Raw genomic sequence first — 24,356 nt, 5'->3', positions numbered from 1 at the left:
CGACGTTTTCTCAAAGGACGTGCCGGGCCGCGCCCGATGAGCCATCTCTGCATTCATCCAATTTTAATCGAATGCGACGGCGCAAAGCCGTCCGCAGCGACGGAGGTGGTCATGGGCAACCTGCTCGCATCGGCGCGGCGGCCCGGTTTCCTGCGGAGCGAGACCGGCAATGTCGGCATCCTGTTCGCGGCCGCCGCGGTGCCGATGATCGCGCTTCTCGGCGGCGCCGTCGACGTCGCCCGCTACACCCGCCACAAGGCCGAACTGGCCAACGCGCTCGACGCCGCCGCCATCGCGCTCGCGCGCCAGCCGGAAATGACCGACGCCGCCGCGAGCGCCTTCGTCACGCGCTACGTCGAAGGGCTGCTCGGCGAACCGCGCCGGATGCTCGACCTCGCCGGCTTCGAGGCGCGCCGGACCGATTCCGGCTATGTCGTCGAGGCGCGCGGCGCCATGCGCGCCGCCTTCCTGCCGGTGATCGGGATCGACGGGATGCCGCTCGACCTAGCGACAGAGGTCGCCGCTTCGGCCGGCAAATACGAGATCGCGCTCGCGCTCGACAACACCGGGTCGATGGCGCAGAACGGCAAGATCGCGGCGCTGCGCCAGGCCGCGTCGGATCTCGTCGACACGCTCTATTCCGAGCCCGGCGCCGACGAGCGCGTGAAGGTCGCGCTCGTGCCCTTCGTCACCGCCGTGAACGTCAAGGGCAAGGCGTTCGACTGGTCCTGGATCGAGCGCGCCGGCGACAGCGCCACCTACGGCTTCAACTTCAAGGACGGCAAGGCGGTCGACCGGGTCGAGCTCTTCGCCAGGATGGGCGCCGCCTGGCGCGGCTGCGTCGAGGCGCGGGCGGGCGGCCTCGACGAGACGGACGATCCCCCGACGAGCGCGGCGACGCGCTGGGTGCCCTATCTCTGGCCGGACGAGCCGGACCAGAACCGGTACGGCAACAATTACCTTGCGGACGGAACGTCGGGCGACGACTGGACGCGGCTGCGCAACGTCGCGAAATATGCCGACAAGGCGCGGATCGACGATCCGCTCGCCGGCGGCCCGAACAAGGCCTGCCCGCGCCCGATCGTGGAGCTCACCGACGACGTCGGCCGGATGAAGAGCGAGATCGCCAGGATGCAGCCGCATCCTGCATCCGGAACCAACATCGCGCAGGGGCTCGTCTGGGGCTGGCGGGTGCTCTCGCCCGAAGCGCCGTTCACCGAGGGCGCGCCCTATTCGGACAAGGAGACGACGAAGGTGCTCGTGCTGCTCAGCGACGGGCGCAACGAGATCGTCGACCATCATGCCGCGACGGTGAAGTCGGACTACACGTCCTACGGCTATCTCGCCCAGAAGCGGCTCGGCGCCGATACGCGTTCCGGCGCGGAGATCGCCACCGACCGGAAGGTCGCCCGCATCTGCGCGAGCGTGAAGGGCCGGAACGTCCGCGTCTACACGATCCTCTTCCAGGTCAACGCCGCCAACATCCAGGACGTCTTCCGCGACTGCGCCTCCAGGGGCGAGGACGGGCAGCCGCTCTATTACTACGCCCCCGACGCGGCGACGCTGCAGACGGCGTTCCGGGACATCGGCGAAGACCTGACGAGCCTCCGGATCGCGCGGTAGGGAACCGACGGCCTAAACGCCGGCGGATCGCCCGGGCAGTAGAACAGCCGCGGCCGCGGCGAGCCAGCCGAGGATCATCAGCGTCCCGCCCCACGGCGCCGGGCTCGGCGAGAAGCGCACGTCGAGGAGCCCGCCGAGCGCCAGCGTGCCGGCGAAGACGACGACGCCGACGATCAGCATGGCCTGCGCGAGGCGGATCGCACCCGCGCGCCCGGGCAGGGCGCCGAGCGCGAGGACCGCAGCGGCGTGGACGAGCAGGAATTCGGAAGCGATCGCCAGATTGCCGCCGCCGGTCAGGTGCGAGGCGGCTGCGCCGAAGGCGACGCCGGTGCCGCCGCAGAGCGCAGCGGCGGCGAGGAGGATGCGGTCGGCGAGGCTGCGCGGCTTCGGCATCTGAGGCTCCGTCGGCCTGACCCGGCCGGAAGCCTTGCTCTCGCCCGAAGGCGGGGCGGCCGCAAGCGCGCGCTTCGCCGCGGTGGCGGGCGACCGGCCCCGCGTTACGGCCTGCCGACCTCCGGCGCCGCCGCGATGGTCTGCGCGTTCTCCCACGGCCAGGTGGCGACGCGGACCTCGGGGCCCGGCTCGTCGCCGCGCGGGACGATGAACACGAAGAGGAGGAGGGCGATGCAGGCCGTGGCGGCCAGCATCCCCGCGAACGAATTCTCAGCCATGAACGGCTCCGACCTGTGACGTTGATAATCTTGTTGCCGGTCCAAACGCGATCGAATGACAGCCGTTCCAAGTACTTACGGAGTGAAAGACTTTTTGCTGCCGGCGCGGCAGATCGGCTGCGCCGCGGGGCGGCTGCGAACCGGCGCCTGCATGATCGACCCCTCGGTCACCGTTTCGTCTGCAGCCGAGTTGGTCCATGCTGCGGCGGCACGGACGAAGACGAGCACGAGCGAAGCGGCGATGCGGATTCAAGCGCAATCATCGGAACGGGCCGGCCGGACCCGGTCGAAGCCGAGCGGCCGGGGTTTTCGGTGAGCAACGTCCCGACCGACATCGCGACGCGGGTGTGGAACCATACCTTCAAGCTCGACCCGATCGTCCGCAGCCTGCTCGACACCGACTTCTACAAGCTCCTGATGCTGCAGATGGTGTGGGGGCTCTACCCGGACACTCAGGTCACCTTCTCGCTCATCAACCGGACGACGCGCGTGCGCCTCGCCGACGAGATCGACGAGGCCGAGCTGCGCGCCCAGCTCGATCACGCGCGCAGCGTCCGTTTCGGCAAGCAGGAGATGATCTGGCTCGCCGGCAACACCTTCTACGGGCGCAAGCAGATCTTCGGCCCCGAATTCCTCGAATGGCTCAAGGACTTCCAGCTGCCGGACTACGAGCTGCGGCGGGTCGACGGCCAGTTCGAGCTGCACTTCCGCGGCCCCTGGACGCACACCATGATGTGGGAAATCCCGGCGCTCTCCATCATCAACGAGCTGCGCTCGCGCTCCGCCATGAACGGGCTCGGCCGGTTCGAGCTCGACGTGCTCTATGCGCGCGCCAAGGCGAAGCTCTGGAACAAGGTCGAGCGGCTCTGCCAGCTCCCGGACCTCGTCATCTCCGACTTCGGCACGCGGCGCCGCCACGGCTTCCTGTGGCAGCGCTGGTGCGTGGAGGCGCTGAAGGAGGGGCTCGGCGCATCCTTCATCGGCTCCAGCAACGTGCTCATCGCCATGCAGGGCGACCTCGAGGCGATCGGCACCAATGCGCACGAGCTGCCGATGGTGGTCGCCGCGCTCGCCGAGGGCGACGAGGCGCTCCGGCTCGCGCCCTACCGCGTGCTGGAGCAGTGGCAGAGCTATTACGGCGGCAACCTGCTGGTCGTGCTGCCGGACACGTTCGGCACCGCCTCGTTCCTGCGCGACGCGCCGGACTGGGTTGCCGACTGGACCGGCTTCCGCCCGGATTCCGCGCCGCCGGTCGAGGGCGGCGAGGCGATCATCCAATGGTGGGCGGCGCACGGCATCGACCCGCGCGACAAGCTCCTCGTCTTCTCCGACGCGATGGACGTCGACACGATCGAGGCGACCTACCGCCACTTCCAGGGCCGGGTGCGGATGAGCTTCGGCTGGGGCACGAACCTCACCAACGACTTCCGCGGCGTGTCGCCGAAGCGGCTCACCGGGCTCGAGGCGATCTCGCTCGTCTGCAAGGTGACGGAGGCGGAGGGACGGCCGGCGGTCAAGCTCTCGGACAACCCGAACAAGGCGACCGGCGAGCCCGGGGAGATCGAGCGCTATCGCCGCGTGTTCGGCCAGCTGGCCTTCCCCGCGCGCGAGGTCGTCGTCTGACAGCGCACGGGAACGAAGCCGGCGCTCTTCCTGTTCCCGCCCCGCAATGCCCGACGACCTCGCCGAACTCGTTGACGCGGTGCGCGAAAGGCGCGCCATCCTGTTCGCGGGCGCCGGCGTCTCGATGAGCGTCGGGCTGCCGTCCTGGCAGACGCTGATCGAGCACCTCGCCGCCGAGCTCGATATGGACCCGGCCGAGGCGATCGCCACCGCCGGCTCGCACCAGGCGCTTGCCGAGTACTACCGGCTGCGCCAGGGCAGCATCGGCCCGCTCAGGAGCTGGATGGACCGGGAATGGAAGGTGTCGGAGGCGCGCGTCCGGGCCTCGCGCCTCCACCAGCTCCTGGTAGAGCTCGACTTCCCCATCATCTACACGACGAACTACGACCGGAACCTCGAGACGGCGTACGAGCTCGCGGGCAGGCCGTACGTGAAGGTGGCGAACGCCCGCGACGTCGCCAAGGCGACCTGGGACGTCACGCAGATCGTGAAGTTCCACGGCGATTTCGAGGACGATTCCAGCCTCGTCCTCGCCGAGACGGACTATTTCTCGCGCCTGTCCTTCGATTCGCCGCTCGACGTGAAGTTCCGCGCCGACGCCATGGGGCATCCGGTGCTCTTCATCGGCTATTCGATGCAGGACCTGAACATCCGGCTGCTCCTCCACCGGCTGTGGGAGACCTGGGCGCGCTCCGGCTACGAGCGCGACCGGCCGAAGAGCTTCGTGTTCATGCCGCGCGCCAACCCGGTCCAGCAGGCGGTCCTCGGGCGCTGGGGCATCACCGTCGTGACCGGCGAGTCAGACGACCCGGAGGAGGCGCTCTGCGTGTTCCTCCAGGAGCTCGATCTTCGCGCGAAGGAGCGACCGAGCCGCCCGGAGCCGCGTGCGGCCCTGCCCGTCACCTGAGCGGCACGTTGCGCGTCTCCACTCCGATCGCCGCGACCGCGCCGGCTGCGATCACGAGCAGCCCGGCGAAGACGGCGAGCGCGAAGCCGAAGCCGGAGGCGATGACCGGCGCCATCGCGGAGGGCGCGAGCAGGCCGCCGAGACGCGCCATCGTGCCGGCCGCGCCCATGCCGGTCGCCCTGAGCGTGGTCGGGTAGAGCTCCGGGGTGAAGGCATAGAGCGACCCCCACGTGCCGAGCAGCGCGAAGCTCATGACCATCATGGAGGTCGCGACGAGGGCGGCGGAGGTCGTGAGGCCGTAGAGGAAGCAGCCGGCGGCGCTGAGAAGCAGGAACCCGATCAGCGTCGGCCGCCGCCCCCAGCGCTCCACGCCGTAGGCGGCAAGCGCGTAACCGGGGATCTGGGCGAGCGCGAGGACCACCAGGAAGAGATGGCCGCGCACGAAGCCGAAGCCCTCGCCGGCGAGCCGCGACGGCAGCCACACGAAGATGCCGTAATAGGAGACGGAGACGAGGAACCAGGTCGCTAGGATCAGGAGCGTGGTGCGCAGCAGGCCCGGCGAGAAGAGCGCCCTCAGGCCGGCCTTGCCGCCGGCAGTTTCGGCCAGGTCCGCGGAAGGCGAGGGCCGGCCGTTGGTGCGCGCGATGCGGTCGAGCACGGCGCGGGCCTTCGCCGCCTGCCCGGTGCGCAGCAGATAGAGCGGCGATTCCGGCACCCAGAAGCGCAGCCCGATGCCGACGAGGGCGGGCAGCGCGGTGAAGAAGAAGATGGTCCGCCAGGGCGCCTCGACGCCCGAGGCCTGCGCCGCCCAGGCGATCAGCGCGACCGCGACCGTGCCGACCGCCCAGAAGCCCTCAAGGATGACGAGCCAGCGGCCGCGGCGGTCGGGCGTGAGGAATTCCGCCATCATGGCGTAGTCGACCGGCAGCGTCCCGCCGACCCCGAGCCCGGTCAGGAAGCGCAGGACGAGGAGCCAGGCGAAGTCCGGCGCGAAGGCGGAGAGGATGCCGAAGACGGCGTCGATCAGGACCGTCACGATCAGCACCCGCCGCCGGCCGAAGCGGTCCGCGAGCCGGCCGAAGAGGCTCGCCCCGATCAGCATGCCGAGGAAGAAGGCCGTCCCGGTCTGCAGCGCCTGGGGCACCGTCAGCCCGAAGGTCGCGGCGATCGACGGCGCGGTGAAGCCGATCGCCAGCACCTGCATGGCGTCGGCCGCCCAGACCAGCCCGAATATGCCGAGGAGCCGGCGCTGGAAGGTGCCGACGCCGGCGGTCGCGAGCGCCGTCTCGAAGGGAACCGCCACCATGTCCGCGCTCTCCCGCTGTCCTCGACCCTCCTACGCGAGGGTGCAGCAAACGTTCCCCGCGACCTCAGCCGAGGCCGAGGACGCGCCGTGCATTGCCGCCGGCGAGCGCGGCGACCATGGTCTCGTCGAAGCCGTCGACGGAGCGGATATGCCCGATCGGGTCGGCCTCGGCCATGTCGAAGGGGTAGTCGGTGCCCATCAGGATCCGGTCGGCGCCGAACACCTCCACAAGGTTCCTCAGCTGGTGCGGCGTGAAGACGACCGTGTCGAAATAGACCTTGCGGAGATAGCTGGTCGGCGGGTTCGGCAGCTCGCCGCGCGTGTCGGAGCGCGCGCCCCAGGCATGGTCGATGCGGCCGGAATAGGCGGGAAGATAGCCGCCGCCGTGCACGGCAAGGATCTTCAGGTCCGGGTGCCGCTCGAGCACGCCGTCGAAGATGAGGTAGTGCAGCGCGACCGTGGTGTCGAACGGGTTCCCGACGACGTTGTTGAAGTAGTAGCGCGTCAGCCGCTCGGCATGGGTGAAGCCGTTCGGGTGGATGACGACGAGCACGCCGAGCGCCTCGGCCTTCGCCCAGAACGGCGCGAACTCCGGATCGGACAGCTCCTTGCCGGCGACGTTGGTGAGCACCTGCACGCCGCGGAAACCGTGCTGCCGCACGATGCGGTCGAGCTCCTTCGCGGCCTCGCCGCCGTCCTGGAGCGGGACGGTCCCGAAGCCGACGAAGCGGTCCGGCCGGCCGGCGACGTACTCGGCGACGCCGTCGTTGACGATCTGCGACGCCCGCACCGCGATGTCGAGCGGCACGGTGTAGTAGCATTGCGGCGGCGGCGGCTTCACGACCTGCACGTCGACGCCCATCGCGTCGAGATCGGCGAGGCGCACGTCGTATTCCAGGAAGCGCGAGGTGCGGTCGGCGTCCTGCTTCTGGTTCAGCGCCTTCGTCTCCGGCGTCGCGAAATGGGCGAGCGGGACGGTCGACCAGTCGAGATGGGGCTTCACCAGCTCGGCCGCCTCGGGCACGGCGATGTGCGAATGCACGTCGACGGTGGTGCTCTTCGGCCGCGTTTCCCGGCCGGGACGGCCGTGCGTTCGGGCCGCTGTCGGGCCGTAATGGTTCCAGATGTCCGCCATCGGCCTTCCCCCGTTTCCCTTCGAGTCCTTGTCGTCCGCCCTACCGAGCCGGGATCACCGGCAGCAGCAGATAGGGCTGCTCGGCGGCCGAGAAATGGAGCGTCGTGCGCCCGCCGAACACCGCCGCCGGGCGGTCGGCCGGGTCATCGTGCAGGAACGGCCCGCAGCCGGTCAGCTCGTTCTTGAAATTGGAGAGCCGGCCGCCGCTGCCACCCGGATAGACGTAGTCGCGGCCGCGCACGGAGAGGCCGATCCGGTGGCCGGCCGGCACGACGATCGAGGTCGGCCAGATCTCCACGTCGAGCTCGACCGGCGCGCCCGGCGTGAGCTTCTGCTCCTCGTCGTGCGTGTGGTACGGCCGCCAGGGCAGCGTGAGCTCCGGATCGAGCTTGCGGTGCGAGGCGCGCAGCCAGCCCTGTGCGATCGGGGTGTGCGGGTCGATGGCGCCCTGGAACGTGACCTCCTTCAGGTCGGGCGCGAAGATCCGCAGCACCAGGAAGAGGTCGGCATCCTCGGTCGACGACGAGACGAAGAGCTTCGCCGCCACCGGCCCGGTGATCTCCGTCTCCGCGGCGAGCGGGGGCGTGAGGAAGGTGAGGCCGTCGCCAAGCGCGTCGAACGTCAATGTCGCCGCGGCGCTCGGCGCCTCGTCGCGCAGCGCGCCGTCCTGCGGATCGAGAAAGAGCTTCGTCCAGCGCGTGTCCGGCAGCGGCCAGTCCGCCTCCGCCCGCTCCACGAAGCGCTCGCCGGGATGCCGGACCTGGAGCAGCACCCGCGGCTGGGCGTCCCAGCCGTTCGCCTCGCCCTTCAGGAAATGATCGAAGAAGCGGAGCTGCAGGGTGCGGCCGTAATCCGTGTAAAAGTGCGTCCAGTGCTCGATGCCGTGCACCTCGAGCCACTTGTCCTTCGAGGCGGCGCGCGTGAACGCCTCGAAATTGCCGCGCGGATGGAGACCCTGCCCGCCCCAGTTCGCCGCCGACAGGATCGGCACGGTGATCTTTGACCAGTCGGGCGAGCGCGCCTTGTGGTAGTCGTCGTCGAGCGGATGGGCGCGGATCTCGCCGCCGAAATCGCAGCGGTTCGCGGCGAGCGCGTCCTCCGACAGGACTTCCGGCCCGCAGACGAGCTCGCCGTGGGCGCGGCTCCGCTTGCCGCGCTCGCCGGCGCCGTACTGCACCGTCTTCACCTGCATGTCATACCAGTTGGCCCAGAAGGTCGAGAGGATGCCGCCGTGATGGGTCATGTCGCGGTACCAGTCGGCCGCGCCTTCCCAGACGCACATCGCGGAAAGGTGCGGCGGCTGCAGCGAGGCGACCTGCCACTGGTTGGTGCCGAAATAGGAGATGCCGTTGAGGCCGACCTTGCCGCTCGACCAGGGCTGCACGCCCGCCCATTCGATGCAGTCGTAGAAGTCCTTCCGCTCGCGCGGCGAGAACGGGTCGACGTAGCCCGGCGAGCAGCCGGCGCCGCGGGAATCGACGCGGACGCACGCATAGCCTTCCGGCACCCACTTCTCCGGGTCGACGACCTCCCAGGCCTGGTAGAGGTTGCTGGACCCGGCGGCGACGTCCGGGTGCTCGCGCACCATCCGCTCCCAGGCGCTCGGATAGCCGTCCTGGAAGGCGAGGCCCTTGGCGTAGGGCCCGCAGGTGAGGAGCACGGGGTGGCGGCCCTCGCCGAGCGGGCGGAACACGTCGGCCCTCAGCACTAGGCCGTCGTCCATCGTGATCGGCACGTTCCAGTCGATGCGCATGCCGTCGCGCTCTTCGGAGCGCATCTCGCCCTCGCGCCGGGGTTGCCCGCCTGACACGTGCATCGATCCTCCCCCGCTCTTCTTGTTCGCGGCGGCGCGAGACTAGGTTCGGCGCGCATCGGCCGCAAACCATAATCCGTGTTGCCGCCGATCAGCTTTCCTGATGCCTCGGGCGGGCGCGGTGCCGGCCGTTTCGGCCGCTTCGCGGAGCGGTACGACGGTGCTACTGATCCCGCCAACGCAGGCGAATCCGGGAGGAGGCACGAATGAAGATCGGTATCGCAGGGCTCGGACGGATGGGCGCGGCAATCGCGGAGCGGCTGCAGGAAGTCGGCCACGACATCGTGGTCTGGAACCGTTCGCCGGAGAAGGCGAAGCCGCTCGCCGACAAGGGCGCCGCGGTCGCGGCGAGCCCGGCCGAGCTCGCGTCGCAGGTCGACGCGATCGTCACCATCCTCACCGACGCAGATGCGATCGACCGCGTCTATCGCGGCGAGGGCGGCATCCTCGCGGGCGACCTTTCCGGCAAGCTCGTCATCGACATGAGCACGGTGCGGCCGCATACGGAGGCGAGGCTCGCCGAGGACGTGCGGGCGCGCGGCGCGACCTTCGTCGAATGCCCCGTCGGCGGCACCACCGGCCCGGCGCGCACCGGCAAGCTGATCGGGTTCATGGGCGGCGAGGCGGCGGACGTCGCGCGCGCGCGGCCGATCCTGGAGCAGCTCTGCCGCCGGCTCGACCATGTCGGCCCCGTCGGCGCGGGCGCCAGCGTCAAGCTCGCCATCAACCTGCCGCTCCTCGTCTATTACCAGGCGCTCGGCGAGGCCTACGCGCTGTGCCGGAACATCGGCTACGACCCGGTGGCGCTCATGGACATCTTCGCGGATTCCTCCGGCGGGCCGAACATCCTGAAGATGCGGGGCGCGGCGATCGGCAAGGTGCTCGGCGGGGAGGAGCCCGGGCCGGCGACCTTCGACGTCGATTCCATCCGCAAGGACCTGCGGACGATGATCGAGGAGGCGAAATCCCGCGGCTTCGACCTTCCCGTCGTGGCGAGTGCGCTCGCCGTCTACGACGAGGCGAGTTCGGCCGGGCTCGGCAGCAAGGACAGCTCGGCGCTCGCCGCCTATTGGCCGACGCGCACCGGGGCATAGCCGGCCATGATCTCGGCCGCCGGTCGGGCGGAGCCATGCCCTGCCCGGTTGCACGCCCGGCGCAACTCGCCCGCCTCGACTCTTTCCGCAAATTGAGCGAGAAATTTAGCCGCGCTCTGTTGTCTGGGTTGCGGGAGGGCGGATGCCGGGCGGCGCGTGGTGCATGGACCGTGCTGCTCGCCGGGCCGCTATTGCCCTCGCGGCACTCGCGCTCGGCGTTCCAGACGCGTTCGCCGGCGCGTGGACGCTCGACCGCTCGGCCGGCCAGGTCATCTTCTCCCTGACCGCCAAGGACGCGGTTCGCGCCTTCGACGCGTCCGGCGCAAGCGTCTCGCGCCCCGCGCATCGCAAGCGGGAGCTCTCCGCCTACGTCGAGTACGGCGCGACCGACTGGCTGACGCTGGTCTTCAGCCCGACGCTGGAGCGCACCACGATCGCGGCGCCCTCCAGCGCGCGCTACCAGGGCCTCGGCTACACCGAGTTCGGCGCGCGGGCGCGCTTCTGGCAGGCCGGAGCGTGGGTCGGCTCGGTACAGGTGCTCGGGCGGGCAGCAGGCGCCGCCGACCGGAGCGACCCCGCCCAGGCCGGGAAGACCGCGCACCAGGTCGACGCGCGCCTGCTCGTCGGCCGCTCCTTCTCGGTCCGGGGCCGGCCCGCCTTCGTCGACGTCCAGGCGGGCCGCCGCATGGCATCGGGGAAGGGGGCGGGCGAGTACCGGCTCGAGGCGAGCGCGGGCATCCACATCCGGCCGCGGCTCCTGCTCCTCGCCCAGTCCTTCAACGCGCTCTCCAACCGCGGCGGCGGGCTCGGCACCCGGCCGCGCCGGCACGAAGTCCAGTTCAGCGCCGTCTGGGCGCTTTCGCGGGCATGGTCGCTGCAGCTCGGCGCCGTCGCCACGGTCGCCGGGCGCGAGGCGCTGCGCGAGCGCGGGCTGGTGGCCGCCCTCTGGCGGAGGTTCTGACCCACCGGCGCGCGAGTACGCCCCTGCACCGGAACAAAGCGCGTCCCGCGCAACTTCCTGCCGAGCACCGGAAGGGGGAAGACGTGAAAGCGGACTACGACGTCATCATCGTCGGCGGCGGGCCGGCCGGTCTCAGCGCCGCGCTCATCCTCGGGCGGACGCTCAGGCGCGTCCTCGTCTGCGACGAGGGCCGGGGGCGAAACTGGGCCTCGCACGAGCTGCACGGCTACCTCACGCGCGACTGCTGCCACCCGACCGACATCAGGGCGATCGGGCGCGAGCAGCTGACGCGCTACGACACCGTGGCGGTGCGCCACGTCCGGGTCGAGGACGCGCGCCGCATCGACGGCGGCTTCGAGATCGGGCTCGCCGGCGGCGAGACGCTCAGCGCGCGCAAGCTGCTCCTCGCCACCGGCGTCGCCGACGAGCTGCCGCCGCTGGCGGGGGCGGAGGCCTATTACGGCAAGGGCGTCTTCCACTGCCCCTATTGCGACGGCTGGGAGAACCGCGGCGCGCCGCTCGCCGTCTACGGCCCGCAGGAGAATGGCGCGCGGCTCGCGATGGAGCTCCTCGGCTGGAGCGCCGACATCGTGATCCTCGCACACGGACCTTCTGAGATTGGCGAGGAGATGCGGGAAAGGCTCGACCGGCACGGCATCAAGGTGGAGGAGACGCGCGTCGCCGCGCTCGAGGGCGGGGAACGGCTGGAGCGGGTCAGGCTCGAGGACGGCCGCGTGCTCGACCGGCAGGCGCTCTTCTTCGCGATGCCCGAGCGCCAGGCCTCCGACCTCGCCGACCGGCTCGGCTGCACCTTCACGCGCAAGGGCGCGGTCGATACCGGCGATTACGAGAACACCAACGTTCCCGGCCTCTACGTCGCCGGCGACGCCTCGCGGCACGTGAACCTCGCCATCGTTGCGGCGAGCGAGGGGGCGATGGCGGCCTTCGCCATCAATTCGGAGCTCCTCGGCGAGGACTTTCCCTGAGCGGAGCGATCCGGACCCTGAGCCGCGCGAGCCGGGCGATGCCCCGGCTCAGCGGCCGGCGGCGTGGTACTCCGCGTTCGGCCGCATGTCGGTCGCCGAGGCGATCCGGTTCGACATGCTGAAGAAGGACGCCACCGCCGCGATGTCCCAGATGTCGCGGTCGCTGAAGCCGACCTCGCGGAGCCGCGCCCGGTCGGGCTCCTCGACCCTGTGCGGCGCCTCGGCGAGGAGCCAGGCGAAGTCGAGCATCGCCCTGTGCCGCGGCGACAGGCGCGCCGCGCGGTAGTTCATGGCGAGCGCCTCCCCGAGCGCCGGGTCGCCCGACAGCGTCCGCACCGCCGCGCCGTGGGCCACCAGGCAGTAGAAGCAGCGGTTCACGCAGGAGACGACGACGGCGATCATCTCGCGCTCGAGCTTGGAAAGGCCCGACGGGCCGAGCATCAGGTCGTTGTAGAAGGTCGAGAAGGCCGTGAGCTTCGCCTCGTCGAAGGCATAGGCCGTGAGCACGTTCGGCACGAGGCCGAGCTTCTCGCGGCACTTGGCGAAATAGGCCTCCGTCTCCGGCGAGAGCGGATCGGCCGGCGGCAGGTCGAGGGCGATGACGGGCTCGTCGCTGCTGGCATCCATGGCGGCCTCCGGGTTTCCTTGCCCCATCCACTGCCCCATGTGATCCTCCCGCGAGCCTCGCGACAAGCCATCCGAACAGGACCCGGAGGGAAAGCGTGCCCGAACGATTCGAGGCCGAGAAGAGAAGGCGCCTGACGGAGGCCAGGAAACTCCTGGAGAACGAGGAAGCCGGCCGGGTCGCCGCTTTCGCCGAGGCGATCTTCCGGAACGCGGCGGCCGAGGATCTCGCCGCCTCGCCGCCGCAGGCGCTCGCGGAGATCGCGCGCGCCGCCTACCGCTTCTTCGCGACGCGCCGGAAGCCGACGGCGATCCGGCTCGCCGATCTCCCGCCCGGGCCGGACCAGCCGGCGCAGCGCACCGCCGTCGAGATCCTGACCGGCAACCGGCCCTTCATCCTCGATTCCGTGCTCGGCGAGATCCAGGCCGGCGGCCACGCCGCGGAGCTGGTCCTGCACCCGATCCTCGAGGTCGCCCGCGCCCCGGACGGCGGGCTGGAAAGCTATCGCCTCAGCCGCCGCGGCCTGGTGACCGATCTGCCGCGCGAGAGCTTCATCCATGTCGAGGTTCCCCTGATCCGGTCCGAGGCGGAACGCGCCCGCCTCGCCGGGAGCCTCGAATCGCTCCTGAGCGAGGTGCATCTCGTCACCAACGACTGGCGCGCCATGCGGTCGCGGCTGCGCATGGCGATCATGGACTTCCGCACCGACCCGCCGGCCCTGCCCGAGGCTGAGGTCGAGGAGGCGGCCGCCTTCCTGGAATGGCTGGTGGAGGACAACTTCACCTTCCTGGGCGTGCGCGACTATTCCTACGGCGGGCTCGAGGCGGGCGTGCTCGAGGCGGAGACCGGCGAGGGGCTCGGCCTGCTGCGCGATCCCGGCGTGAAGGTGCTGCGGCGCGGCGGCGAACTCGTCACGATGACGCCGGAGATCCGCGATTTCCTGACGCGGCCCGAGCCGCTCATCATCACCAAGGCGAACGTGAAGTCCCGCGTCCACCGGCGCGACTACATGGATCTCGTCGGCGTGAAGCTCTTCGCGAACCGCGAGCGCGTCGTCGGAGAGCTCCGGATCGTCGGCCTCTTCACCTCCACCGCCTTCACCAGTTCGGTCCAGCGCATCCCGATCGTGCGCCGCAAGACGGACGCCATCCTGAAGCGCGCCGGCTTCGACCCGGTCAGCCATTCCGGCAAGGCGCTCCTCAACGTGCTGGAGAGCTACCCGCGCACCGAGCTGTTCCAGGCCGACACCGACACGCTCTACGAATCGGCGCTGACGGTCCTGCAGCTGCACGAGCGGCCGCGTGTCCGCGCGATCGTCCGCCGCGACCGCTTCGACCGTTTCGTCTCCGTCCTCGTCTACGTGCCGCGGGACAGGTATTCCTCCGACGTCCGGGCGCGCATCGGCACGGCGCTCGCCGAAATGTACGGCGGCCACGTCTCCGCGGTCTTCCCCGCCTTCCCGGACCCGAACCTCGCCCGGGTGCAGTTCATCGTCGGGCGCGAGCGCCACGGCGACCGGATGCCGAACAGGCTCGCGGTGGAGGCGCGGATTGCGGCGATCGTCAGGACCTTCGAGGACGATCTCGGCGCCGCCCTCGCCGAGGCCTATCCGCCGGAGGAGGCCGAACGCCTGCTCGAAACCTATTGCGAGGCGTTCGGCTCCGGCTATCGCGCGGCCTTCCCGGCGGCGCGCGCGGTCGAGGACATCGCCGTCATCGGCGCGCTCGGCGGCCACGGCGCGATCGCGATCGAGTTCCGGCAGGATGCCGGCATGGCGCCGGGGCGGATCATGCTCCGGCTCCACCACAGGGAGGAGCCGGTCCCGCTGTCCCGGCGCGTGCCGCTGCTCGAGAATTTCGGCTTTTCCGTCGTCGACGAGCGCACCTACCGCGTCGAGCCGGCCGGCGGCGCGGTCATCTACATCCACGACATGACGCTCGCCGCACCCGACGGCGTCGCGATCGACCCCGATGCGGTCGCCGGACGCTTGCGCGAGGCGGCGCTTGCGGTCTGGGGCGGACAGGCGGAGAGCGACGGCTTCAACCGCCTGGTGCTCGCCGCCGGCCTCTCCTGGCGCGAGGCGGCGCTCTTCCGCGCCATCGGCCGCTACATGCGCCAGACGGACATGCCCTATTCGATCGACTACCTCTGGGACACGCTCGCCGCACGGCCCGAGATCACCCGGCTCCTGCTCGCGCGCTTCCAGGCCCGCTTCGATCCCGCCGTCGGGGACAGGGAGGCCGCGGAGACCGGGGCGGAGACCGCGCTCGAGGCGGCCTGCGAGGACATTGCGAGCCTCGACGAGGACACGATCCTGCGCGGCTTCTGGCAGGTCGTCCGCGCCACCCAGCGCACCGATTTCCACGTCCGCGGCGCCGATGGCGAGCCGCCCGCGGCGATCACGCTCAAGATCGACCCGCACGCGCTCGCCTTCGTGCCGCGCCCGCGGCCGTTCCGCGAGATCTTCGTCCACGCGCCGGCGGTCGAGGGCATCCACATGCGCTTCGGCCCGATCGCCCGCGGCGGCATCCGCTGGTCCGACCGGCCGCAGGACTTCCGCACAGAGGTGCTGGGGCTCGTGAAGGCGCAGCAGGTCAAGAACGCCGTCATCGTCCCGGTCGGCGCGAAGGGCGGCTTCGTGCCGCTGAAGCCGCCGGCGGGAGCCGGGCGGGAGGCGCTGTTCGAGGCCGGGCGCGCGGCCTACGTCGCCTTCATCGACCGGCTGCTCGCCGTCACCGACGATCTCGACGGCGACCGGGTCGTCCCGCCGGAGGGCGTGGTCCGCCATGACGGCGACGATCCCTATCTCGTCGTCGCCGCCGACAAGGGCACGGCAACCTTCTCCGACACGGCCAACGGGATCGCGGACCGCCACGGCTTCTGGCTCGCCGACGCCTTCGCGTCGGGCGGTTCGGCCGGCTACGACCACAAGGCGATGGGGATCACCGCGCGCGGCGCCTGGGAAGCGGTGAAGCGGCACTTCCGCGAGATGGACGTCGACATCCAGTCCGAGCCGTTCACGGTGGCGGGCGTCGGCGACATGTCCGGCGACGTCTTCGGCAACGGCATGCTGCTCTCGCGCACGCTCCGGCTGGTGGCCGCCTTCGACCACCGCGACATCTTCATCGATCCCGACCCCGATGCCGCGGCGTCCTTCGCCGAGCGCATGCGGCTCTTCCGCCTCCCCCGCTCGAGCTGGCAGGATTACGACCGCAGCGCGCTGTCGCGGGGCGGCGGCGTCTATTCACGCCAGGCGAAGGAGATCGCCCTCTCGCCCGAGGCCGCGGCCCTGCTCGGCCTGTCGGGCCGGGAGCAGCGGCCGCAGGCGGTGATGCGCGCGATCCTCAGGGCCCAGGTCGACCTGCTGTGGTTCGGGGGGATCGGGACCTATGTCCGCGCCGCGGACGAACCGGATTCCGAGGTCGGCGACAAGGCGAACGACGCGATCCGCGTCACCGCCGAGGAGCTCGGCGCAAAGATCGTGGGCGAGGGCGCCAATCTCGGCATGACCCAGCGCGCGCGCATCGCCTACGGGCTCAAGGGCGGACGCTGCAATTCCGACGCGATCGACAATTCCGGCGGGGTGAACTCCTCCGACCTCGAGGTGAACATCAAGATCGCGCTCGCGCCGGCGGTCCGCTCCGGCCGGCTCGGGATCGAGGCACGCAACGCGCTCCTCGCCTCGATGACGGAGGAGGTCGCAGCGCTCGTCCTGCGCAACAATTATCAGCAGACGCTCGCGATCTCGCTGGAGGAGGTGCGCGGCCTCGAAAGCCTGCCGCACCAGGCGAGGCTGATGTCGGCGCTCGAGGCGCGCGGCATCCTCGACCGTGCGGTGGAGACGCTGCCCGATGCCCTCGCCCTCGAGGAGAGGAGCGCCGCCGGGGAGCCGCTCACCCGGGCGGAGATCGGCGTCCTCCTCGCCTATTCGAAGATCGAGCTCTTCAACGAGCTGGTCGGCTCGGAGGTGCCGGACGATCCGCACCTCGCCCGCGAGCTCGTCCGCTATTTCCCGGAGGCGATGCGCGCGGACTTCGCCGACGAGATCGCCGGCCATCGCCTCAGGCGCGAGATCATCGCCACCCAGCTCGCCAATTCGCTGGCCAACCGCTGCGGGCCGACGCTCGCCGTGCGGCTGCGCGACCGCATCGGCGCGACGGCGGCGGACCTCGCCCGCGGCTTCGCGGCGGTGCGGGATTCCTTCGGCCTGCAGGCGCTCCACGCCGAGATCGACGCGCTCGACGCGCAGATACCGGGCGCTCTGCAGCTGGAGCTCTACCGCGCCGTCCAGGACGTCACCATCGAGCGGATCGTCTGGTTCGTGCGCCATGTCGACCTGAAGGCGGGGCTCGTCCCCGTGGTGGAGCGCTACCAGGCGGCTTTGGCCGAGCTCGGGCCGCTGGTGGCGGAGCTGATGCCGGCGGCAGCCGCCACCGCACTGCGGGCAACGACGGACCGGCTTGCCGCGGGCGGGGTCCCCGCCGGCCTCGCCGAGCGGATCGCGATGCTCCCCGCGCTCGCCGGCGCGACCGACCTCGTCCTCGTCGCCGAGCAAGCGGGCCGCGACCTCGCGGAAACGGCGCGCGCCTGGTTCGCGGTCGCGGAGCGCTTCGCGCTCGGCGATATCGACCAGATGCTCCGCCGCATCGAGCCGCGCGACTATTACGAAGGCCTTGCCGTCGACCAGGCGGCGGACACGCTCGCCGCCGCCCACCGGGCGCTTGCGGCCGAGCGGCTGCTGGCTGCGGAGGCCGACCCCGCCGCCCGGGATGCGCAGGAGGGGCGGCGGTCGGCCGAGGCGCTCCGCCACCTGAAGGGGATGATGGCGGAGGGCCGCCCGAGCGCGGCCAAGGCGACGGTCATCGCAAGCCTGGTCGCCGAGCTGGCGGCGGGCGCCGCCCGCTGACAGCCGCCAGCCGCGGCGCATGCGGCCCTCATCGAAGCGCGCGGGCCGACCGTGTTGACTTCGATCAATGCGGCCGGACCGGCGCCCGGAGAAACATGCCCGCGGAGAGGATACACCGCATGGGCGTCACTGAGCTTTTCCGGAAGAGCGTCGAAGAGGTCCGCCGCGAGGGCCGCTACCGCGTCTTCGCCGACCTGGAGCGGATGACCGGCCGCTTCCCCGTCGCGCGCAATCACGGCGCGGGACCCGCCGAGGTCGTGGTCTGGTGCTCGAACGACTATCTCGGCCAGAGCCAGAATCCCGCCGTGATCGCCGGCGGACGAACGGCGCTGGAAAGCATGGGCGCAGGATCGGGCGGCACCCGGAACATCTCCGGGACCAACCACCTCCACGTTCTCCTGGAGCAGGAGCTCGCCGATCTCCACGGCAAGGAGGCTGCGCTCCTCTTCACCTCCGGCTACGTCTCGAACGCGGCGACGCTCGCGACGATCGGGCGGATCGTCCCGGACCTCGTGATCTTCTCCGACGCCTGCAACCACGCCTCCATGATCGAGGGCATCCGCCATTCGGGCTGCGAGAAGCAGATTTTCCGGCACAACGACCTCGCAGACCTGGAGCGGCGGCTCGCAGCCTGCGATCCGGACCGTCCGAAGCTGATCGCCTTCGAATCCGTCTACTCGATGGACGGCGACATCGCCCCGATCGCGGCGATCTGCGACCTCGCCGACCGCTACGGCGCGATGACCTATCTCGACGAGGTCCACGCCGCCGGGCTCTACGGGCCGCGCGGCGGCGGCATCTCCGAGCGCGACCGCGTCGCCCACCGCCTCACCATCATCGAAGGCACGCTCGCCAAGGGCTTCGGCTGCATGGGCGGGTACATCGCGGCCGATGCCGACGTCGTCGACGCGATCCGCAGCCATGCCTCGGGCTTCATCTTCACGACCTCGCTGCCGCCGGTCCTGCTCGGCTCGGCGCTTGCGAGCGTCCGCTACGTCAAGCAGCATCCGGAACTGCGGGCGAGGCACCAGGAGCGCGCGGCGAGGCTCAAGCGGCTCCTCGCCTCCGCCGGGCTGCCGGTCATGCCGAGCACCAGCCACATCGTGCCGGTCCTGGTCGGCTGCCCGGTCAAGGCCAAGCTGGTCACGGACCGCCTTCTCCTCGAGCACGGCATCTACGTGCAGCCGATCAACTACCCCACGGTCGCGCGCGGCAGCGAGCGGCTGCGGCTGACGCCGACGCCCTTCCACACCGACGCGCTGATGGAGGGCCTCGTCGCCGCGCTCGTCGAAGTCTGGCAGACGGTCGGGCTCTACGAGCCGCTCGCCGCTGAGTGATCCGGCCCCTCGGCCGCCCGCCGCGCGCCCTCCGAAACGACCGCCGCCATGTCGGGCGGGAGCGCGCCCGCCAGCCCCGCCGCCGCGGCGCGGCCCTCGGCCGACATCTTGCGCCAGGTCTTCGCGACGATGCCGGCGACATGGTCCGGGTCGCGGCCTGCGGCGAAGCCGGCCATGTAGTGCTCGACGAAGACCAGGCAGGCGACGTCCTCGAGCGCCTGCGCGTCCGCGTCGCGCTTGAGGTTCCGCTTCTCGACCAGGTCCTGCACCCGGGCGCAGTCCTCATCCGCGTAGCCGGCCGACCGCATCAGCTCCGCAACGCGCGCGGCGTGGCGTCGCTTCTGCTCGTTTCTCCAGCGCAGGTAGCCCGCGCGGTCCATCGGATAGGCCGAGCGCGGCAGGCGCCAGCGCTCCAGGTGCTGGGCGCGGGCGGCGATGCGCAGGAGCTCCGAGGCGTCCGGCCGGAACGCCGCGAGCCGCTCCGCCATGCGCCGGCCATAGGCGAGCTCGGCGGGGCAGAGCGCGCCGTCGACAACGATCGTGTTCGGATCCGCCGCGTTCGACGCGTCGATCAGCGCGACGACATGGTCGAGGCGGTCCACCGCCGGGCCGCCCCGGCTTTCCTCAGGCCGGCTCGCGCTGCAGGCCCGGCATGTCGAAGCCGGCGCGCGCGAGCTCGTCCACCAGCGCCCGCGTCCGCTCCTCCGGGAACTCGTCGAGCGGCGGCCGCACGATGCGCCAGCACGGGTCGCCCAGGTAATGCGCGATGGTCGCCTTCATCGCGGCGATCATCATCGGATAGCGGGCGAAGGTGGTGCGGATGCGGTCGACTTCGGCCTGCAGGCCGGCGGCTTCCGGCGCCTGCCAGGTCGACCACAGCCGGTGCATGGCCCCCGGGTTCACGTTCGCGGTGGCGCTGATGCAGCCGGCCGCGCCGAGCGGCAGGCTCCTGGCGAACAGGCTCTCGCTCGCAGGGAAGATGCGGAAGCCGGGGAACGCCTTCAGCATGGCCTCGGTGTTGTCCCAGTTGCCCGAGCTGTCCTTGATGCCGACGACCGTGTCCGGGTAGGCCGCGATGAGCCGCTCGATGAGCGGCAGGCTGATCGGCACGCCGGAGACCTGCGGGATGTGGTAGAGGCAGATCCGCAGCCGCGCGTCGCCGACCTGCTGGATCACCTCCGAATAGTGCCGGTAGAGGCCGTCATCGCTGACGCCCTTGTAGTAGAAGGGCGGCAGCATCAGCACGCCCGGCGCGCCGAGATCGACCGCATGGCAGGTGAGGTCGACCGTCTCCGGGATCGAGCAGCAGCCGGTGCCCGGCATCATGCGCGCCGCCGGCACGCCGTTCTCGACCAGCCCCTCCAGCAGCGCCTTGCGCTCGCCGACGGAGAGCGAGTTCGCCTCGCTGTTGGTGCCGAAGACGGCAAGGCCGGAATTCTGCTCCACGAGCCACCGGCAATGCGCGATGAAGCGCTCCGGATCGGGCGTCAGGTCGGCCCGGAAGGGTGTCACGACCGGGGCGTAGACGCCCTCCAAACGCACGCTCATGAACCGCTCCTCCGCTCTTTCCTGCCGCGCCTATGATTGCCCGTTCGATGGCGGATCGCGGGCGCGCTGGCAAGACTTCTCTCGCCGGAGGCCCGCTTTGCACCCTTCCGGCGTGGACGCGTAGCGGCCGCCGCCTTAAGAAGCCCCTGGCCCTGAAACGCAAGGAGGAGCGCCGGCATGGCTTCGATACCGCAGGAAATGACGGTGGTCGAGATGAGCGGTTCGGGCGGGCCGGAAGTGCTCGTCCCGGGCAAGCGGAGCGTGCCCGCGCCGCGCCCGGGCGAAGTCCTGGTCCGTGTGGTGGCCGCCGGCGTCAACGGCCCCGACCTCATGCAGCGGAAGGGCCTCTACCCGCCGCCGAAGGGCGCCTCCGACCTGCTCGGCCTCGAGATCTCGGGCGAGATCGTCGCGGTCGGCGCCGAGGCGAAGGGCTGGCAGGTCGGCGACACGGTCTGCGCGCTCACCAATGGCGGCGGCTACGCCGAATACTGCGCCGTCGAAGCCGAGCACTGCCTGCCGATCCCCGACGGCGTCTCGATCGTCGATGCGGCCGGGCTGCCGGAGACCTACTTCACGGTCTGGAGCAACGTCTTCATGGGCGCGAAGCTTTCGGCCGGCGAGCTCTTCCTGGTGCATGGCGCCGCCGGCGGGATCGGCACGACCGCCATCCAGCTCGGCAAGGCGTTCGGCGCGCGCGTCTTCGCGACCGACAGCCCGGCCGAACGCTGCCGGATGGCGGCCGAGCTCGGCGCGGAGCGGGTGATCGACTACCGGGAGGAGGATTTCGTCGAGATCGTGCGCGCCGCCGGCGGCGCCGACGTGATCCTCGACATCGTCGGCGGGCCCTATGTCGAGCGCAACATCAAGGCGGCGAACCATGACGGCCGCATCATCCAGCTCGCCTTCGCGGCCGGCTCGAAGGTCGAGATCAACCTGATGCCGATCATGCTGAAGCGGCTGCATTATACCGGTTCGACGCTGCGCTCCCGCCCCGACGGCTTCAAGAGCGAGGTCGCGCGCGGGCTCAGGGAGCACGTCTGGCCGCTCTTCGCGCAGGGCAGGCTTCGGGTGGTCACCGGAGAGACGCTGCCGCTCGCCGAGGCCTCGAAGGCCCATGCCGCCATGGAGGGCGCCCGCCACACCGGCAAGATCCTGCTCCTCGCCGGCACGGCGTGAGTGCGGCCCGCGGAGCGGAAGCACGCGGCACCGGAGGATGACCATGACGGGCGAAGAGATCGACCTCCAGGCCTGGACCGACCGGTCGGAAACGGCCGAGGACACCCTGACGCCGCATCTCCTGCAGGCGTACCGGGCGACGGTTCTGGACGAGGCGGAGCCGGATGCGGCACGCCCGGCGCCGCCGGGGATCCATTGGTGCCTCGCGACGGCAATCGCGCCGATGAGCGCCGTCGGGCCGGACGGCCATCCCGCCCGCGGCGGCTTCCTGCCGCCGGTGCCGCTGCCGCGGCGCATGTGGGCCGGCAGCCGCATCCGCTTTCACGACGAGTTCCGCGCCGGGGATCGCGTCGAGCGGGTCTCGACCGTGACCGCGATCGCCGAGAAGGAAGGCCGGACCGGCCGGCTCTGCTTCGTCACCGTCACGCATCGTTTCTCGACGGCCCGCGGCCCCGCGGTCGAGGAGGAGCAGGACATCGTCTACCGCGCCCTCGCTCCCGGCGCGCCGGACCCCCGTCCGGTCGAACCGGCGCCCGCTAGCGACAGCCCCGCGGATGCGGGGCGGACGGTCGACGGCTCCGCCGTGCTCCTCTTCAGGTACTCGGCGCTCACCTTCAACAGCCACCGCATCCACTACGACCGCACCTACGCGGTGAACGAGGAGGGCTACGCGGGCCTGGTGGTCCACGGCCCGCTGCAGGCCTCGCTCCTGATGGCGCTCGCCGCAAGCATGCGCCCCGCCGAGCCGCTGAAGCGGTTCGACTTCCGTGCGGAGCGGCCGCTCTTCGACGGCGGCGCCATCGTCCTGAAAGGGGCGTGGCAGAGCGAGCGGGCCGCCGAACTCTGGGTCGGTCCGGACCGCGCGCATCCGCACATGCGAGCGACGGCCGCCTGGTGAGGGCGGCCGGTTTGCGCGCCCAGGCCGCCTCCGCCTCCAAAACAGCGCATTCCGCCGCGTGGACACCCGGGCGGCAACCCGCTATGCCTGTCCCGGGGCGCTCTGGGTGCATACGGGCAAGATGACGGCGGAAGGGTTTCCGGACAGGCCGGGCGTGATGATCGTCGACGACGAGGCGCTCGTGGCGCTGTTCGTTGCCGATGTCGTCGAGGATCTCGGCTTCCAGGTCATCGGGCCGGTTCGCGACATGGACGAGGCGATCGCCGCCGGCGCGAAGCGCCGGCCGCAGGCCGCGATCGTGGACATGGGGCTCGGCACGCGGGGCATGAGCGGGCTCGACGTCGCGCGCGAGCTGGCGGAGCGCTACGGCACGGCGGTGATCTTCCTCTCGGGCTATGGCGATCTCGACAAGAACCCGGACGTGCAGGCGCTCAAGCCCGCGGCCGTACTACAGAAGCCGTGCTTGCCCGAGCATATCGAAGCCGCCCTGAAGGTGGCCCTCGGCTGATCTTCGGCTCGATTGCCCGGGTAGGCGGCAATATGTCGCCGCCCAACCGCTGCACACAATCGATTGCACTGCTGAGCCGGCTTCTAGTCCGGTCAACCTCCGCGCGTTACCTCCCGCGCGAGCCGCGCCCGGCATTGACGCCGGCGTGAAACTGCTTCACGTTGTGGCATACCACATACCGAATACAAGCGGCGTGTGGCTCATGCTATTCGGGGAGGAAGAGCATGAAGATCTGCATCTACGGCGCCGGCGCGATCGGCGGCTATCTCGGCGTCCAGCTCGCGCAGGCGGGCGCCGACGTCAGCCTAGTGGCGCGGGGCGCCCATCTCGCCGCGATGAAGGAGAACGGCGTCAAGCTCCTGATCGACGGCGAGGAGCGCGTGGCGAAGGTCCGCTGCACCGACGATCCGTCCGAGCTCGGGCCGCAGGATTACGTCATCATTGCCCTCAAGGCGCATTCGGTGCCCGGCGTGGTGGACGCGATGGTGCCGCTCCTCGGCAACAGCACGAGCGTCGTCACCGCCGTCAACGGCGTGCCCTACTGGTACTTCCACCGCCACGGCGGCGCACTGGAGGGCCGCACGCTGGAAAGCATCGACCCGGGCGGCCGGCAATGGCAGGTGCTCCGGCCCGAGCGCGCGCTCGGCTGCATCGTCTATCCGGCGACGGAGGTCGTCGAGCCGGGCGTCATCCAGCACATCTACGGCGACAAGTTCCCGCTCGGCGAGCCTTCGGGCGAACGCACGGCGCGCGTCGAGCGCCTCAGCGAGATCATGAACGCTGCCGGCCTGCGCGCCCCCGTCCTCGAGAACATCCGCGACGAGCTGTGGCTGAAGCTCTGGGGCAATCTCTGCTTCAACCCGATCAGCGCGCTGACCCACGCCACGCTCGACGTGATCGCCTCGGACCCCGGCACGCGCGCCGTCGCCCGCGCGATGATGCTGGAAGCGCAGGAGATCGCAGAAAAGCAGGGCATCCACTTCCGGGTGGGCGTCGAACGGCGTATTGACGGCGCGGGCGCCGTCGGCGCGCACAAGACGTCCATGCTGCAGGATCTCGAACGCGGCAGGCCGATGGAGATCGATCCGCTGGTCACCGTGGTCCAGGAGATGGGGCGTCTGGCCGACGTGCCGACGCCTACGATCGACGTCGTGCTGGCCCTCATCAAGCAGCGGGCACAGGCCGCAATGCTGCACTGAGGCCGCCCGGCAGAGGAAGAAACGTCACAGCGAGGGCATC

20 protein-coding genes and 1 pseudogene are annotated in these 24,356 nt (G+C 70.8%); 13 read left to right on the top strand and 8 right to left on the bottom strand.

Annotated elements, in window-relative coordinates; all coding sequences use genetic code 11:
- The first annotated feature begins 111 nt into the window (after positions 1-111).
- Positions 112-1,623: a pilus assembly protein TadG-related protein gene (locus ACUN0C_RS00450; RefSeq protein ID WP_445464343.1), complete on the top strand. Its 1,512-nt coding sequence runs from the start codon at positions 112-114 to the stop codon at positions 1,621-1,623.
- A 12-nt stretch (positions 1,624-1,635) separates the two neighbouring features.
- Here the strand turns inward: ACUN0C_RS00450 and ACUN0C_RS00445 are convergent, their stop codons facing one another.
- Together ACUN0C_RS00445 and ACUN0C_RS00440 are read right to left on the bottom strand one after the other, a co-directional pair.
- Positions 1,636-2,016 carry a DUF423 domain-containing protein gene (locus tag ACUN0C_RS00445; RefSeq protein ID WP_445464342.1) on the bottom strand — a complete coding sequence of 127 codons (381 nt, stop codon included), beginning with the start codon at positions 2,014-2,016 and terminating at the stop codon, positions 1,636-1,638.
- 104 nt (positions 2,017-2,120) lie between these two features.
- The gene (locus tag ACUN0C_RS00440; protein ID WP_445464341.1) at positions 2,121-2,294 is read right to left on the bottom strand and encodes a hypothetical protein; all 174 of its coding nucleotides are present in this window, start codon (positions 2,292-2,294) and stop codon (positions 2,121-2,123) included.
- 312 nt (positions 2,295-2,606) lie between these two features.
- Here ACUN0C_RS00440 and pncB point away from each other — a divergent pair, with 312 nt between their 5' ends.
- The gene (gene pncB, locus ACUN0C_RS00435) at positions 2,607-3,917 is read left to right on the top strand and encodes a nicotinate phosphoribosyltransferase (protein ID WP_445464340.1); all 1,311 of its coding nucleotides are present in this window, start codon (positions 2,607-2,609) and stop codon (positions 3,915-3,917) included.
- A 46-nt stretch (positions 3,918-3,963) separates the two neighbouring features.
- Positions 3,964-4,824 carry an SIR2 family NAD-dependent protein deacylase gene (locus ACUN0C_RS00430; protein WP_445464339.1) on the top strand — a complete coding sequence of 287 codons (861 nt, stop codon included), beginning with the start codon at positions 3,964-3,966 and terminating at the stop codon, positions 4,822-4,824.
- Here the strand turns inward: ACUN0C_RS00430 and ACUN0C_RS00425 are convergent.
- The 3 genes from ACUN0C_RS00425 to ACUN0C_RS00415 form a co-directional block, all read right to left on the bottom strand.
- Positions 4,817-6,130: an MFS transporter gene (locus tag ACUN0C_RS00425; RefSeq protein ID WP_445464338.1), complete on the bottom strand. Its 1,314-nt coding sequence runs from the start codon at positions 6,128-6,130 to the stop codon at positions 4,817-4,819. The genes ACUN0C_RS00430 and ACUN0C_RS00425 overlap by 8 nt on opposite strands.
- Before the next feature lie 64 nt (positions 6,131-6,194).
- Positions 6,195-7,265 carry an amidohydrolase family protein gene (locus tag ACUN0C_RS00420; RefSeq protein ID WP_445464337.1) on the bottom strand — a complete coding sequence of 357 codons (1,071 nt, stop codon included), beginning with the start codon at positions 7,263-7,265 and terminating at the stop codon, positions 6,195-6,197.
- Between the two features lie 40 nt (positions 7,266-7,305).
- On the bottom strand, positions 7,306-9,081 hold the full coding sequence (locus tag ACUN0C_RS00415; protein ID WP_445464336.1) for a CocE/NonD family hydrolase: 1,776 nt from the start codon (positions 9,079-9,081) through the stop codon (positions 7,306-7,308).
- 182 nt (positions 9,082-9,263) lie between these two features.
- On the opposite strand from ACUN0C_RS00415, the pseudogene ACUN0C_RS00410 reads away from it, so the two are divergent.
- The 4 genes and pseudogenes from ACUN0C_RS00410 to ACUN0C_RS00395 form a co-directional block, all read left to right on the top strand.
- A pseudogene (locus ACUN0C_RS00410) lies at positions 9,264-9,755 on the top strand (NAD(P)-dependent oxidoreductase); the annotation flags it as partial.
- Positions 9,729-10,172 carry an NAD-binding protein gene (locus ACUN0C_RS00405; RefSeq protein ID WP_445464851.1) on the top strand — a complete coding sequence of 148 codons (444 nt, stop codon included), beginning with the start codon at positions 9,729-9,731 and terminating at the stop codon, positions 10,170-10,172. The pseudogene ACUN0C_RS00410 and the gene ACUN0C_RS00405, both read left to right, overlap by 27 nt.
- Before the next feature lie 163 nt (positions 10,173-10,335).
- Positions 10,336-11,133, top strand: coding sequence for a hypothetical protein (locus ACUN0C_RS00400; RefSeq protein ID WP_445464335.1), 798 nt, complete (start codon positions 10,336-10,338; stop codon positions 11,131-11,133).
- Positions 11,134-11,216: 83 nt separating this feature from the next.
- Positions 11,217-12,119 (top strand): NAD(P)/FAD-dependent oxidoreductase, encoded by a 903-nt coding sequence (locus tag ACUN0C_RS00395; RefSeq protein WP_445464334.1) that lies wholly within the window; start codon positions 11,217-11,219, stop codon positions 12,117-12,119.
- Positions 12,120-12,167: 48 nt separating this feature from the next.
- Here the strand turns inward: ACUN0C_RS00395 and ACUN0C_RS00390 are convergent, their stop codons facing one another.
- Entirely contained in the window at positions 12,168-12,773 is a 606-nt protein-coding gene (locus tag ACUN0C_RS00390; RefSeq protein ID WP_445464850.1) for a peroxidase-related enzyme, read from the bottom strand.
- Positions 12,774-12,841: 68 nt separating this feature from the next.
- Here ACUN0C_RS00390 and ACUN0C_RS00385 point away from each other — a divergent pair, with 68 nt between their 5' ends.
- Positions 12,842-17,650 carry an NAD-glutamate dehydrogenase gene (locus ACUN0C_RS00385; protein WP_445464333.1) on the top strand — a complete coding sequence of 1,603 codons (4,809 nt, stop codon included), beginning with the start codon at positions 12,842-12,844 and terminating at the stop codon, positions 17,648-17,650.
- Positions 17,651-17,769: 119 nt separating this feature from the next.
- A complete protein-coding gene (gene hemA / locus ACUN0C_RS00380; RefSeq protein ID WP_445464332.1) occupies positions 17,770-18,987 on the top strand; it encodes a 5-aminolevulinate synthase in 1,218 nt (405 codons plus the stop codon).
- Here the strand turns inward: hemA and ACUN0C_RS00375 are convergent.
- Both ACUN0C_RS00375 and ACUN0C_RS00370 read right to left on the bottom strand, forming a co-directional pair.
- Positions 18,963-19,589 carry a DUF4202 domain-containing protein gene (locus ACUN0C_RS00375; RefSeq protein ID WP_445464331.1) on the bottom strand — a complete coding sequence of 209 codons (627 nt, stop codon included), beginning with the start codon at positions 19,587-19,589 and terminating at the stop codon, positions 18,963-18,965. The two genes, hemA and ACUN0C_RS00375, sit on opposite strands and share 25 nt — an antisense overlap.
- A gap of 22 nt (positions 19,590-19,611) precedes the next feature.
- Positions 19,612-20,535 carry a dihydrodipicolinate synthase family protein gene (locus ACUN0C_RS00370; RefSeq protein WP_445464330.1) on the bottom strand — a complete coding sequence of 308 codons (924 nt, stop codon included), beginning with the start codon at positions 20,533-20,535 and terminating at the stop codon, positions 19,612-19,614.
- A 177-nt stretch (positions 20,536-20,712) separates the two neighbouring features.
- On the opposite strand from ACUN0C_RS00370, the gene ACUN0C_RS00365 reads away from it, so the two are divergent.
- The 4 genes from ACUN0C_RS00365 (at position 20,713) to ACUN0C_RS00350 (ending at position 24,316) form a co-directional block, all read left to right on the top strand.
- Positions 20,713-21,711 carry an NAD(P)H-quinone oxidoreductase gene (locus ACUN0C_RS00365; protein WP_445464329.1) on the top strand — a complete coding sequence of 333 codons (999 nt, stop codon included), beginning with the start codon at positions 20,713-20,715 and terminating at the stop codon, positions 21,709-21,711.
- Between the two features lie 43 nt (positions 21,712-21,754).
- Positions 21,755-22,609 (top strand): FAS1-like dehydratase domain-containing protein, encoded by an 855-nt coding sequence (locus tag ACUN0C_RS00360; protein ID WP_445464328.1) that lies wholly within the window; start codon positions 21,755-21,757, stop codon positions 22,607-22,609.
- A 58-nt stretch (positions 22,610-22,667) separates the two neighbouring features.
- A complete protein-coding gene (locus ACUN0C_RS00355) occupies positions 22,668-23,117 on the top strand; it encodes a response regulator (RefSeq protein WP_445464327.1) in 450 nt (149 codons plus the stop codon).
- Positions 23,118-23,341: 224 nt separating this feature from the next.
- A complete protein-coding gene (locus tag ACUN0C_RS00350; RefSeq protein WP_445464326.1) occupies positions 23,342-24,316 on the top strand; it encodes a 2-dehydropantoate 2-reductase in 975 nt (324 codons plus the stop codon).
- Positions 24,317-24,356 lie beyond the last annotated feature (40 nt).

The organism is Faunimonas sp. B44 (genome assembly GCF_052655945.1).
This window is presented reverse-complemented; position numbering and strand designations above follow the sequence as displayed.